Raw genomic sequence first — 12150 nt, forward strand, 5'->3', positions numbered from 1 at the left:
GGCAAGTCAGTCTGGGTTGGCTTTGGTTTCGTTCGACGTGGAGCGTAAGGTTGCGGTGGTTAGGGTTTCACTTGTGTGTTTGCCTTTTCTGCGTGCTTCTTTGGCGGCTGTGACTTCAGTGGCTGGTTTGTCTGTGGCGTTGCATGTTTTGGCGGTTTCGGGTACGCTTAAGGCGCTTTTTTCCAACTTTTAGTTTGTCGCTATGTAAAGGTTTTGTTGACATTCTGACAAGACAAACAAAAGTTAAGTCACATATTCTATTGGACAAACTTACAAACATTATACAGAAATGTTTATCAACAGCAGATAACGGGATAATATCCATTACAAAAATGCGTTGGGAGAAACGCAAAAAATAGACTGAGAAGAGCGAAAAATGGACATAAAAGATTACTTCTTCAAAATGAAGCCCCTAAAAACCGAAGCAATAATAGATGATACCACCCTCCGAGACGGCCTCCAAATGCCAGGATTAGCCGCTGGACCAAAAGACGCCGCCAAAGTAGCGCAACTACTCTCAGAAGTCGGCGTTGAACGCATAGAAATGTTCCACTACCAAGAACCGGACAAAAAAGCAGCTAAACTCATCCAAAACCTAAACCTCGACATGCGTATCGCTGGGTGGTGCCGCGCAGTTAAAGACGACATCGACAGCGCAGTAAAATGTGGCTTCAAAGAAGTAGGAATATCCCACCCCGTCTCATTCATACACTTCAAAGCCAAATGGCCAGAAAAAACCACCGAACAAATCCTAGCCAACGTAGTCGAAGTTACAGAATACGCAGCCAAAACCTGCGGATTACGCACATTCGTACACGGCGAAGACAGCACACGCGCAGATTGGACGTTTGAAAAGAAATTCATCAACGCCGTTGCAGACGCAGGTGCAGAATGCTACCGCATATGCGACACCGTGGGCATCGGGTTGCCCGACGAAGAAGCGCCTCTACCCATCGGTATCCCCGCAAAAGTGAAGGCAATCAAGAAGGAAACCAAAATCCCCGCCATAGAAATCCACGCTCACGATGACTTTGGTAACGCAGTCGGCAACACTATGGCCGCAATAAAAGCTGCCTCAGGCTTATACGACAAAGTGTATGCAAGCACCACATACTTGGGCATAGGTGAACGTGCAGGAAACGCAGAAACCGAGAAAATCATCCTTAACCTCTACCTACACAGGGGCTTCAAAAAGTTTGAGGGCAAAACACAGAAACTCAAGCAAGTCGCAGACTTCATCGGCAAAGCCACAGGTTTCGTTGTGCCGCCTAACAAAGCAATTGTAGGTGACTATGGATTTGCACATGAGTCAGGCATCCACACACACGGCGTTCTCAATGATCCCTGGACCTACGAGCCTTATCCCCCAGAGTTGGTTGGCAACACGCGACGATTAACTATCGGCAAACAGTCAGGTAAAGGCATCATAAAACACAAAATCACCGAATTAACTGGAACTGTCCCCGACGACGGTACAGTCGCCATGGTGGTTGAAACCGTCAAAGACATCTACGCTAACGGTCGCCGCGCATCGCTTAAAGAGGAAGAATTCAAAAAAATCCTCCGTGTCCTGAAAATCCTGCCTGAAAACGGCAACGGGCACTGCTGAGCATAAACCAAAAATAACCCCTCTTTCCCTTCTATTTTAAAAGGGCACCGCTATGGTTGACGTGGATATTTCACTGCTGGTAATTGTAACAAACACGATGGTTGTTTTAGCCACATTTATCGCGACACTCTACCGCATAAAAATAGAGCGCGACCAAATCCGAACCTACAAACAAAACACACACGCCATTCAATGCCTGGATGCCTTCCGAAAATACGTCAAAGCGGAACGCAAATCCATCGTGCATATGGATAAGGCTGAACTTGAAAAATTTGTCACTTACCTAGAAAAACTGGGCGAATGTTAGTATCAAGGTTTGAGGTTAACACTTGGCTCAGCATTGTTGGATCACGTTATTATCCCCGCTATATTCTGTCATGTGTTGTGCCGTAAAATGAAGCGCTAAATTTTGGGTTTAAAGCAGTGGAATTTGGGGAACATATATCGGCGAAATTGGTTATAGGTATGCTTCTGTAACGTATCTGCGCATCATTCTGTGACTGTTAAAGTAGTAGGCAATTTTACCTATCGAGTTCTTCATCAAGGAAATCCATTGGTCCCGGCGGTCATAGAATGTGGGCATGATGACGTATTCGAGTTTGTTGTAGAGGTCTTCGTTTTCTTTCGCAAAGCAAACAGGGTCATCAACATTTTCGTTCGGGTGCGGTCCAATCGCCCAGCCTGTTAGGTTTTCTATCCAACCCTCAATCCACCAGCCGTCCAAGACGCTGAAGTTCATGACGCCGTTGTGTGCTGCTTTCATACCGCTGGTTCCTGACGCCTCCATCGGACGAAGCGGAGTGTTGAGCCAAACATCTACGCCGCCAACTATCTTTGCAGCTATATCCATATCATAGTTTTCTAAGTAAACAACTTCAATGTCGCCCTTTAGCTGACGCGCGAAACTGTAGATTTGCTCGATGAGTCGTTTGCCGCCTTCATCTCTGGGGTGTGCCTTGCCTGCAAAAATCGCTTGCAATTTGCGTATGTGGCTGATTGAACGTAATCGTTCAAGGTTTGAAAACAGCAGGGTTGCGCGTTTGTATTCGGTTGCTCTGCGTGCGAAACCTAACGTGAAAACCTCGGGTTCCAAGTGGCTGCCTGTAGCTTGGTTTGCGTAATCAATCAGGTGTTGTTTTTGTTGATGATGGGCTAGCCAGATTTCTTCGTCTGGGATAAGGTCTACTTTTGCCAGGAGTTCAGGTTCGATTGCCCAACCTGGCAGGTACTTGTCAAAGAGTTTACGGTATGCCTCACCCGTCCAAGTGTAGGAGTGCACACCGTTTGTTATTGCGTGAATCTCGTAGCCTGTGAACATTTTGCTGGAGATTTCTTGATGCCGCTTAGCGACACCGTTGACGTAGTTGCTTAAGTTGAGTGCTAAGCAGGTCATGTTGAGGCGTTCTTCTCCGCCGTATTCGGTAAGGATTGATAGGTCAACTGTATCGAGCACATCACGAATTAAGTCGTAGGTAAATTTGTCGTGCCCCGCTTCAACTGGGGTGTGGGTAGTGAAGACGCAGAGTTCACGAACTTTTTCCTCATCCATCGCGTATTTCCGTAAAAGTTCAACCGCTAAAAGACTTGAATGCCCCTCGTTCATGTGGTACTTGCGTACCTTAAACCCTAATGCGTCAAGCATTCGCACACCGCCGAATCCAAGGATGGCTTCTTGTTTGAGGCGGTAGCGTTCATTTCCGCCGTAGAGGTAGAAGGATATTTCGCGGTCTTGTTGAGTGTTTGAATCAAAATCTGTGTCTAAGAAAAGAACCGGAACTACTCCGCCTGTGATGCTTTGATACTTGTAAAGCCAAGCTTTGACTTTAACAGTGCGGCCCTCAATTTGGACATTAACTTCGTTTGGCAAAAGAGTCATGAACTTTTCGGGTTCCCATTCATTGGGCAACTCTGACTGGCGACCGTTTGCGTCGAGTTTTTGCCTAAAATAATTCTTTTTACTGATTAAGGTGACTGCAACCAAGGGTATTTTGAGGTCGGCACAGGAACGGATGGCGTCGCCTGCAAGGGTGCCCAACCCCCCTGCATAGGTTGGAATCGCATTGGTTAGTCCTACTTCCATGGAGAAGTAGGCGATTTTTTGTCCTTTTAGTACACCCTGTAAGTCGTCGGTCTGCATGTTTCCCCTCTATTAACTGAACTTAAAGTGGAGCCCAGTCCAATCTAAGCTCAATTATAGTGTTGCTGTGGAACCCGTAAAATATCTACCTTTCCATACTGCTTATCGCTTCTTTAGGTGTTGAACAGGCCTTTACGCATACAGCGCATAACATTTTCTTCTGAAATTGTGAGCGAGACTTTAAAAGAACAACATATTATCTTAATGCTATCTTAGGTGTACAGTAAAATGCCTTCCACTTTCCAGCCTGTGCGCGGAATGCGCGACCTCATCGGCGAAGAAGCAAAGACCTTCACAAACATCATAGCTACCGCCAGACAAACAGCCGATCTCTATGGCTTCAAAGAAGTCATAACCCCCCACGTCGAACCTCTCGAGCTACTCAGCGCCAAATCAGGCGACGAAATCCGCCAACGCATGTTCATCTTCAAAGATTTGGGTGAGCGTCAAGTGGCGCTACGCCCAGAATTCACAGCCTCAGTCGCACGCCTAGTAACCACTGCGCTGAAAAATGAACCTAAACCGCTTCGCTTATTTTCTGTAGGCACAGTTTACCGTTACGATGAACCTCAAAAAGGCAGGTACCGAGAGTTTTGGCAATCAAACTTTGAGTTGATGGGTTCCTCTAAGCCTGAAGCAGACGCTGAAATCGTGCTGTTAACAAACAGTATGGTTGCATCTTTAGGTTTGCAGGGGTTTGCTTTCAAAATAGGTCACATAGGGGTAATCCGCGGAATCCTAAATCAAGAGGGCATCGACGAGAAAACCCAAAACGCAGTTTTCCAACGTATGGATAAAAAAGAGTACGGTGAAGCACTCAGTCTTGTTGCTTCCGAGAAATGCCGTGAAATGCTCAGAGGCTTACTTGAAATCAAAGGCGCAACCTGGAAAGAGACCGTTGAACAGATAAAGAACCACGTTAGTGGATACGAGAAGGCCCAAGCAGCAGCAGAAAACCTCTACGAAATCCTAGCATTAATCACCCAAAGTGCAGGCCTAAAAGTTACTGTTGACCCAGGATTTGCGCGTGGCTTAGAATACTACACCGGTATGATCTTTGAAATCTACATCCCCGAATTAGAGATAGCTTTAGGCGGCGGCGGAAGATACGACCGCCTCATCGAAGTTTTCGGCGGCGAACCCACACCCGCAGTCGGCTGCGCACACGGCATAGACCGCATTGCCATTGCTTTGCAGGAACAAAAAGCCGTGTTCACCGCAAAAACAGCTAAAAAAGTTGCAGTTATGGCGATCAATGATTCGTTGAAAGCTGAGGCGCTCAAGATTGCACAGCATCTTCGTGCAGCAGGAATCGCGGTTGAGTTTGAGGTTATGGGCCGCAAGATGGCTAAAGCCCTCGAAGACGCAGACAAACGAAAAGATGATTACGCCGTCATCTTAGGTGAACGGGAACTCAAAGAAGGTGCGGTTATGCTTAAAGAGCTAGCAACCCGCCAACAGTGTCTGGTTCCGTTGTCGCTGTTGGTTGAAAAAATTAAAAGTTAAAAAAGAAAATTTTGGGGTAAGCCAAAAGGCTTACTTTTTTGTTGTTTAGAGTCGTTTGATGTAGCGGTTGACTTCCCACTCAGTGACTTGTAAGCGGTAGAGGTCCCATTCGTGACGTTTCTCTTTAAGGAAGTTCTCAAACGTTACTGGACCGAGGGTTTCACGCATCAAGTCGCTGGTTTCAAGTTCGTCGAGTGCTTCTTTTAGGTTTTCTGGTAATGAAACGATTCCGCGTTGTTTGCGTTCTTCATAGCTCATGTGGTAAACGTTTAACTCTACTGCGTCGCCTGGGTCAATCTTGTTCTTTATGCCGTCAAGACCAGTGGCAAGTAGCACAGCGAACTGTAAGTATGGGTTGCCTGCACCGTCTGGGCATCGAATTTCGCATCTGGCCGCGCTCTTTCTTCCGCCGAAGTTGGGGACACGGATAAGTGGGCTGCGGTTTTTGTGTGCCCATGCGAGGTAGACTGGGGCTTCGTATCCTGGGACGAGACGTTTGTAGCTGTTTGGCCAACTGTTTAGGACTGCCGCCATTTTGCGTCCATGTGCGAGTTGTCCGCCGATGTAGTTGCGTGCGAGTTCTGAGAGGTAACCGTTTTTGGCGTCGTCGGCGTAGAAGAGGTTTTGTGTCATTTCTTTGTTCCAGAGGCTTTGGTGAGTGTGCATGCCGCTTCCGTTGATGCCTTGGAAGGGTTTAGGCATGTATGTGGTGATGTAGCCGTTGCGTGCTGCGACGACTTTACCGCACATCTTCATAGTTATTGCGCGGTCAGCGGTTTCGAGAGCTTCACCGTATTTGAAGTCGATTTCGTTCTGTCCCAAAGCAACCTCGTGGTGGCTGATTTCTATGTCGATGCCGAAGGCTTCAGCTGTGTCTGCAATTTCTCGTCTGAGGTCATCAGTTAAATCGCCTGGGTGGAAGTCGAAGTAGCCTGCTAAGTCGATGGGGGTTGGTAAGCCGCCGTTTTCGCTTTCTTTAACGATGAAGAACTCCAGTTCTGGAGCGCAGATGAATGTGTAACCTGCTTTTGCTGCTTTTTCAACTGCTCTTTCGAGGATGTATCTTGGGTCGCCTTCAAAGCGTTGGTTTTGTGGGGTGTAGACGTCGCAGATTAGTCTTGCTGAGGCTTTTTCTTTTGGTCTCCAAGGCAAGACTGCGAAGGTTGATGGGTCTGGGTAGAGAACCATGTCTGATTCTTCGATGGGTCTGTATCCTGTGATTGATGACCCGTCGAAGGATTGCCCGTTCTCGAATATACTTTCGATGTTTTTGGCGCTTACGGCTAGGTTTTTGAGGAAGCCGTTTATGTCGGTGAACTGCAGTCTCACAAATTTTACGTCGTTTTCCTGGATTTTTTGAACTACTGTTGTTACTTGTTCTTTCCATGCCGCGTTTTTAAAATTCTTCATTTTTCAAATACCTCTTGTGACTGTTTGGCTTGCTCTCCATGTGTTATGGAATTCACATTAAACGTAAACATATATAAGTTTATCGCTCAAACACCGTTGATAATTGTCCAATAACTCATCAAATAATTGAAATAATGTACTGCAGCCAAAAGTGTTTCGCGCTGAAAAAAACCGCTTAAAAACAAACATTAACTAGTCAAATAACCAAAAAAACCCAATTATCTTTCCCTGCGCAAGAAATCTCCCACATCAGAAACATTACGCACTGCAACTTCATCCATACCACCCTTTACGTTCAGGTTTCCAACAATTCTGCCAAAACCTAAACATTCGCCGAACTCATTTAACACTAAAACATGTATATTTTTCTTGCCTGAACCAAAAACCTGCAGAACGCTTTGCGCAAGAATCGGCCTGCCACAGATAAAAAGCCACGCAGCCTTGCGTTCAACAACGATTCGGTGAGCACCCCTCTGTGCAAGCATAGAGAGCAGGTTAAAACTGGGGAAAAACTTGCCTTCCTTGGCTTTGCCCAAGAAAACACCTGCATAGAAAAAGTCTTTGCGGACTAGCAGAGGCTTCAACGCTTCATTAACGAAATAGAAACGCCCGTTCTTTTCCACAACTAACTCAGGATTTAAGGATAGGTTTACACCGAACTGTGACGCAAAGTTAGTTACTGCTCTGGCTTTCACTGTTTTCGTCTCCGTTTTAGTTTGCACACAAAAAAGCCCTGCGTGTCTCCGGGCCACAACCGCCTACACCGCGCAACGGAAGCGTCCAGCTCTCTGCCAAAAACATTTGTTAAGCCCCTTGTTCCGTGACAGTCGATTTCTTGAATTTCGAGGTTTAGGTTTTTTATCGCCCAATCCATGTTTAGTTCGTCTTCTTCAGGTTCAAGCGAACAAGTAGAATAAACAAGTTCACCACGATCCGTTAAGCACTCAGAGGCGACAGTTAGGATTTGTCTTTGAGTAGCCGCGTTACGCTCCACATCTTTTATGGTGCGGTTTTTGAACCAGTCCCTATCTGAGGCGTAGTTACCTGAGCAAGGCGCATCAACTAACACGCGATCAAATTTTAATCCCAGAGTAGTCGCCTGCCTTGCATCGAGCAAATAGACAACCGTGTTCGCAACGTGGCAACGCTCCAAGTGGTTGCTCAAAGCAGCTAAACGCCGCTTATCCACATCCAACGCCACGATGCCACCAGTGTTTGCCATGGCATCAGCCAACTGCACAGTTTTTCCTCCCGGAGCAGCGGCGCAATCCAGAACTCTTTTTCCCTTTAAATCTGAAAAGAGCGACACTGGGATTTGAGCGGCTGCTTCTTGAATTGAGTACAAACCCAAAAGATACTCCGCGGTTGCGCCCGCTGAAACTTTGGATTCAGCCACCCAATACCCCGACTGCAAAAAAGGAATTTTCTCCAGTTGTACGCCTAACCCTGATAGGCGTTCGATTAGGTTTTTGTCTTTAGCGTTTGCGTTGTTGATTCGGATGGCTTGACGTAGCTTAACCTCTTTTAATGTAAAACCGAGTTGTTGGTAGCGGTTTTGGAAGAATTCTTTTCCCGACATCAAGCAGAAAGTGATTGGCGGCGGATAAAAGCTTTTCAAAACCAGAAAGCCACGCAAGCCTTAAAATCATAGATGAACACTGCATTGCAAGATGAACCAGCGCATACTCGCCAACCTTGGCTTCCTCCTCCAAACCGCAGGACTACTTACCATTCTGCCAATCGGTGTAGGCTTTGTCTTTAACGAAACCGCGCAGTTGATTCCGCTTTTCTTAACGTGCATCGCGTTTTTAGGCGGCGGATTCTTGCTCAACGCGTTGTGCGCACGCAAAGACTTAGACGTAAAATCCGCAAGCATACTGCTGCTTTTAGCGTTTCTCATCTTGCCCTTAATCGGCGCCATCCCCTACATCTACACCGACCCCTTCAACAGCCCAAACCCCCTTGACCGCTTCACCAACAGTTACTTCGAAAGCGTCTCAGGATTCACAACCACCGGGTTTAGCTTCATAGAAAACACCGCATCCCTACCCAGATGCATACTTGTTTTTAGAAGTTTAACTGAGTTGATGGGGGGTGTGGGTGTGGTGTTTTTGGTGTTGGCGTTTTTTCAGTCTAAACGTGCGATGCCCCGACTGGGCGGCATGTTGGGTATTGATAATCTGATTAAGAATTTTAAGAAAATGTTTTTCCTAGTTTTTGCCATTTACGCCCTGATTATTCTGGTTTTCACAGGGGTATTTCTGCTTTCAGGATACAGCGATTCAGTAGCTACAGCCACCTTTGTGATCGACACGGTTTCAGGAGGTTTTGCACCCAGTGCACAGCAGTTCCCCCAGTACCTATCGTTTGTTCCCCAAAGTCTTATGGTTATTATGATGTTTCTGGGTTCCGTTAACTTTGCATTTAACTATCACTTGTTTACAGGGAAAATCAAAAAGCTACTCTCAGTGGAAATCGTAGTGTTCCTTGCGATAATGGTTACTGCTAGTGTTGCTTTGGTTTTTGTTGGAAATGTCGGTTTTGGTGAGTCACTGTTTCATGTCGTTAGTTTGTCCTCAACAGCAGGTGGGACATATCTTGATTTATCGTCTTTGAATACTAACGCCGTCTTGCTATTGGTTACGGTTATGGTTATCGGAGGCTGTGCTTTCTCGATGGCTGGAGGCATCAAAATATCAAGGTTTCTAACTGTGGGCCAAGCAGCCAGCCAACAAATAAAAACTGTTTTCCACAGAAACACAAAACCCAAGAAAGAGCAAAACTCCGAAGTATTACCCGCAGTTGCCACGATTCTATTGTTCATCTTGGTACTGCTTGTGTTTGCGGCGCTGTTCTCAACGATCGGAATCTCGTTTACTGATGCACTATTTGAGGTGGGGTCAGCTCTCTCCACCACAGGTGCTTCTCTGGGCACAGTCACAATCGCGATGCCTCTGGCTTACAAGTGGCTGATTATTGCGGCGATGACAATTGGAAAAGTTGAGGTCTTAACCGTTGCGGCGGTGATTGTTCCCTTCGCCTTAAAGGAACTTAAGCGGAAGACTATCGCTTGATTTTTCCAAAAGCTTTTAGGGAGAACAAACAATCATACAGAGTGATTAGTCATGTCAAAAATTGTCCGTGTAGGCGTAACCTTCCCACCTGACCTTCTCAAAGACTTTGACCAAATCATAGAAAAAATGGGTTATGAAAGCCGAAGCAAAGCCGTCCAAGATGCAGTGCGACTCTACGTTTCAGAACGCAAATGGCTCCAAGAAGAAAACGCTAACCAAACAGGTGTAATACTGATGGTTTACGACCATGAGACACGCAATTTAGAAAGCGACTTAACAGACTCACAGCATCACCACCAAGACCTTATCTCTTCAACGATGCATATTCACCTTGGTGAACACGACTGTCTTGAAGTCATAGCTGTAAAAGGTAAAGGTTCAGAAATACGGCACTTAAGCGATGACTTGGCCACAAGAAGAGGCGTAAAAATCCTCAAGTCAATGATTGTTTCAGTTTAGCTTTTTACTTCAAACATCCGTTCCAGTGAAGCTCGCGCTTTCTTTGCTACTGCTTCAGGAACTGTAACTAAATGTTTTTCTTCTTTTAGTGAAACGTAGATTCTGTCCAGCGTAGTTAGTTTCATGTTGGGGCAGATGGCTCCTTCATATGCAGGGTAGAATTTTTTGGTCGGGTTCTCTTTTCGAAGCCTGTGCAGTATGCCTTCTTCTGTGCCGACGATGAATTCTTTAGCGGTTGATGCTTTGGCGAATTTACAAATCTTTGAAGTGCTACCGATAAAGTCCGCAACAGCCCGCATTTCTTTGGTGCATTCAGGATGAACCAAAACTACCGCTTTTGGGTGAGCGATCTTTTGGACTTGTACATCTTCAGGTTGGAAAAGCAGATGTGTCGGGCAGAACCCATGTGAAGGAATAGGAATTATAGTTTTACCTGTCTTCTCCGCAACGTAATCCGCCAGATTCATGTCGGGCCCAAACAACACTGTGTCCGCCTTCAGTGACTGTACTACTTCCACAGCGTTGGCGCTTGTACAGCAAATATCCGCTTCCGCTTTGCAGGCACCCAAGGTGTTAACGTAGAGAACCACAGGTGCATCTGGGTGTTTGGCTTTAGCGCGCTTTATCTCGTCAACCGTGAGCATCTGAGCCATTGGGCAACGTGCACCTAAGCTGGGCAGGAGCACCTTCTTGTTTGGGTTGAGAATCGCAGCAGATTCCGCCATGAAATCCACTGCAGAAAAAACGATCAGCTCGGCGTCTTTTTCATTCATGGCTTTTAGGCTTAACTCGATGCTGTCGCCTGTGTAGTCAGCTATATCTTGGACTTCTGGACGCTGATAGTTGTGAGCCAAGATGATGGCTTTTTTCTCTTTTTTGAGTTGCTGGATTTTCTGTGTTAAATCCATAGTTCCGCCGATTCCAAGTTGGGTGAAAAGAAACAGGAATAGTTAACAGATATATGTTTTTGGCTTCGACAAAAACGCTTTAACCTTAAAAAAGCCCAGAACAAATGTAGACGTCAACAGCAGGGATGACTGCGGGTTCCTTATCGGACGAAGTTCAGCTTTATGCTTGGAACATTTACAACAAAGGCTTAGCCAGCATCTGAATAAAAATATCTAAAGAACACTCAATCCGAGTTTATATAAGGGAGGGGAGGTCAGCTTTGAGACGTCGTGTGATTTTTTATGCTGTTGCTTCCAGTTTCTCAGTAGCCAAAATTTTGGTAACTAGTTCTTGTCCCATGTTTTTTGAGGCGTCTAAAACTTCTATGCCTATGATGCGCCCGTTTTTGTCTAGGTCGATTATGACGTTTTCGGCTAGTTCTTCGCTTATGTCGTATTTTGCTTTTCTTACCCAGATGTAGAGGGCGTCGGCCTTTTGGTCGTACTCAACCTTTACCATAAGCTTTAGGGTCTCCTTGTCCAGTAAACTGTGACCACGGTTATTTTATCGTTGCCCTTTTCGCAGATGACTTTTAGGTATTTGTCGCCGTACTTTTTTACAGCTATGATTCTGTCGAGGCGTGAGGGAACGGTGAAGTAGGGATGGCGAATTGTCTCTTCAACTTCGGCTTTGGTTATTGCCCTGTTTTTCATTCGTTCTTTAGCGTGCTCTGTGTAGGTGAGGACCATTTCTTTTCAAAGCTTGTTTGTTGACTGCAAATAAAACATTTGCTATCCTTCAGTCCTGGGGTTTGTTGCGCTATTTTGAGCGGCTCCGGGCATCCTTGAAATAACTGGGTTTTTAGCTACTATATATAAAATAGGGGAAGAGGGGGCAGAGCAGCAGCGTGGCTTCTGGCTTCAGCGACTGTGGAAACAGAAGCGTATGCGCTCCATAAATAAAGGGACACAAATCAATCGAAGCATCAGTCGCAATAGCTCATTTGCAGCGGGTTTTGTTGCTGTTTATACTTTATATAGTCTTTTTGCATATTTTGCGTGACGGTA

At 45.9% G+C, this 12150-nt stretch carries 13 protein-coding genes; 5 read left to right on the forward strand and 8 right to left on the reverse strand.

Going from position 1 to position 12150, the window contains the following annotated elements; translation table 11 throughout:
- Nucleotides 1-6 precede the first annotated feature (6 nt).
- Nucleotides 7-186, reverse strand: a complete 180-nt coding sequence (locus NWE96_11530) for a hypothetical protein (GenBank protein MCW3984599.1) — start codon at nucleotides 184-186, stop codon at nucleotides 7-9.
- A 190-nt stretch (nucleotides 187-376) separates the two neighbouring features.
- Here NWE96_11530 and NWE96_11535 point away from each other — a divergent pair, with 190 nt between their 5' ends.
- Both NWE96_11535 and NWE96_11540 read left to right on the forward strand, forming a co-directional pair.
- On the forward strand, nucleotides 377-1609 hold the full coding sequence (locus tag NWE96_11535) for an isopropylmalate synthase (protein MCW3984600.1): 1233 nt from the start codon (nucleotides 377-379) through the stop codon (nucleotides 1607-1609).
- 52 nt (nucleotides 1610-1661) lie between these two features.
- Nucleotides 1662-1916, forward strand: a complete 255-nt coding sequence (locus tag NWE96_11540) for a hypothetical protein (protein MCW3984601.1) — start codon at nucleotides 1662-1664, stop codon at nucleotides 1914-1916.
- Between the two features lie 150 nt (nucleotides 1917-2066).
- On the opposite strand, the gene glgP is transcribed toward NWE96_11540, so the two are convergent.
- Nucleotides 2067-3746, reverse strand: coding sequence for an alpha-glucan family phosphorylase (glgP, locus tag NWE96_11545; GenBank protein ID MCW3984602.1), 1680 nt, complete (start codon nucleotides 3744-3746; stop codon nucleotides 2067-2069).
- Between the two features lie 228 nt (nucleotides 3747-3974).
- Here glgP and hisS point away from each other — a divergent pair, with 228 nt between their 5' ends.
- Entirely contained in the window at nucleotides 3975-5252 is a 1278-nt protein-coding gene (gene hisS, locus NWE96_11550; protein MCW3984603.1) for a histidine--tRNA ligase, read from the forward strand.
- A gap of 45 nt (nucleotides 5253-5297) precedes the next feature.
- Here the strand turns inward: hisS and glnA are convergent, their stop codons facing one another.
- From glnA to NWE96_11565, 3 genes are all read right to left on the reverse strand, one after another.
- Nucleotides 5298-6662, reverse strand: a complete 1365-nt coding sequence (glnA, locus tag NWE96_11555) for a type I glutamate--ammonia ligase (protein MCW3984604.1) — start codon at nucleotides 6660-6662, stop codon at nucleotides 5298-5300.
- A gap of 218 nt (nucleotides 6663-6880) precedes the next feature.
- Nucleotides 6881-7357 carry a hypothetical protein gene (locus NWE96_11560; GenBank protein ID MCW3984605.1) on the reverse strand — a complete coding sequence of 159 codons (477 nt, stop codon included), beginning with the start codon at nucleotides 7355-7357 and terminating at the stop codon, nucleotides 6881-6883.
- The gene (locus NWE96_11565) at nucleotides 7354-8280 is read right to left on the reverse strand and encodes an RsmB/NOP family class I SAM-dependent RNA methyltransferase (protein MCW3984606.1); all 927 of its coding nucleotides are present in this window, start codon (nucleotides 8278-8280) and stop codon (nucleotides 7354-7356) included. The genes NWE96_11560 and NWE96_11565 overlap by 4 nt, the downstream gene beginning before the upstream one ends.
- Before the next feature lie 52 nt (nucleotides 8281-8332).
- Here NWE96_11565 and NWE96_11570 point away from each other — a divergent pair, with 52 nt between their 5' ends.
- Both NWE96_11570 and nikR read left to right on the forward strand, forming a co-directional pair.
- Nucleotides 8333-9736 (forward strand): hypothetical protein, encoded by a 1404-nt coding sequence (locus NWE96_11570; GenBank protein ID MCW3984607.1) that lies wholly within the window; start codon nucleotides 8333-8335, stop codon nucleotides 9734-9736.
- A gap of 51 nt (nucleotides 9737-9787) precedes the next feature.
- Nucleotides 9788-10195 carry a nickel-responsive transcriptional regulator NikR gene (nikR, locus tag NWE96_11575; protein MCW3984608.1) on the forward strand — a complete coding sequence of 136 codons (408 nt, stop codon included), beginning with the start codon at nucleotides 9788-9790 and terminating at the stop codon, nucleotides 10193-10195.
- Here nikR and nadA read toward each other — a convergent pair.
- The 3 genes from nadA to NWE96_11590 form a co-directional block, all read right to left on the reverse strand.
- Nucleotides 10192-11103 (reverse strand): quinolinate synthase NadA, encoded by a 912-nt coding sequence (nadA, locus tag NWE96_11580; protein MCW3984609.1) that lies wholly within the window; start codon nucleotides 11101-11103, stop codon nucleotides 10192-10194. The two genes, nikR and nadA, sit on opposite strands and share 4 nt — an antisense overlap.
- Before the next feature lie 280 nt (nucleotides 11104-11383).
- The gene (locus NWE96_11585) at nucleotides 11384-11602 is read right to left on the reverse strand and encodes a DUF2283 domain-containing protein (protein MCW3984610.1); all 219 of its coding nucleotides are present in this window, start codon (nucleotides 11600-11602) and stop codon (nucleotides 11384-11386) included.
- A gap of 5 nt (nucleotides 11603-11607) precedes the next feature.
- On the reverse strand, nucleotides 11608-11832 hold the full coding sequence (locus tag NWE96_11590; protein MCW3984611.1) for a DUF4258 domain-containing protein: 225 nt from the start codon (nucleotides 11830-11832) through the stop codon (nucleotides 11608-11610).
- Between the last annotated feature and the right edge of the window lie 318 nt (nucleotides 11833-12150).

The organism is Candidatus Bathyarchaeota archaeon (assembly GCA_026014685.1).
Taxonomy (GTDB): Archaea; Thermoproteota; Bathyarchaeia; order Bathyarchaeales; family Bathycorpusculaceae; genus Bathycorpusculum.

Excerpts from the sequence above, each read along its gene's own strand:
- NWE96_11535 (MCW3984600.1), top strand. The coding sequence starts at position 377 with ATGGACATAAAAGATTACTTCTTCAAAATGAAGCCCCTAAAAACCGAA.
- NWE96_11540 (MCW3984601.1), top strand. The coding sequence starts at position 1,662 with ATGGTTGACGTGGATATTTCACTGCTGGTAATTGTAACAAACACGATG.
- glgP (MCW3984602.1), bottom strand. The coding sequence starts at position 3,746 with ATGCAGACCGACGACTTACAGGGTGTACTAAAAGGACAAAAAATCGCC.
- hisS (MCW3984603.1), top strand. The coding sequence starts at position 3,975 with ATGCCTTCCACTTTCCAGCCTGTGCGCGGAATGCGCGACCTCATCGGC.
- glnA (MCW3984604.1), bottom strand. The coding sequence starts at position 6,662 with ATGAAGAATTTTAAAAACGCGGCATGGAAAGAACAAGTAACAACAGTA.
- NWE96_11570 (MCW3984607.1), top strand. The coding sequence starts at position 8,333 with ATGAACCAGCGCATACTCGCCAACCTTGGCTTCCTCCTCCAAACCGCA.
- nikR (MCW3984608.1), top strand. The coding sequence starts at position 9,788 with ATGTCAAAAATTGTCCGTGTAGGCGTAACCTTCCCACCTGACCTTCTC.
- nadA (MCW3984609.1), bottom strand. The coding sequence starts at position 11,103 with ATGGATTTAACACAGAAAATCCAGCAACTCAAAAAAGAGAAAAAAGCC.
- NWE96_11585 (MCW3984610.1), bottom strand. The coding sequence starts at position 11,602 with ATGGTAAAGGTTGAGTACGACCAAAAGGCCGACGCCCTCTACATCTGG.
- NWE96_11590 (MCW3984611.1), bottom strand. The coding sequence starts at position 11,832 with ATGGTCCTCACCTACACAGAGCACGCTAAAGAACGAATGAAAAACAGG.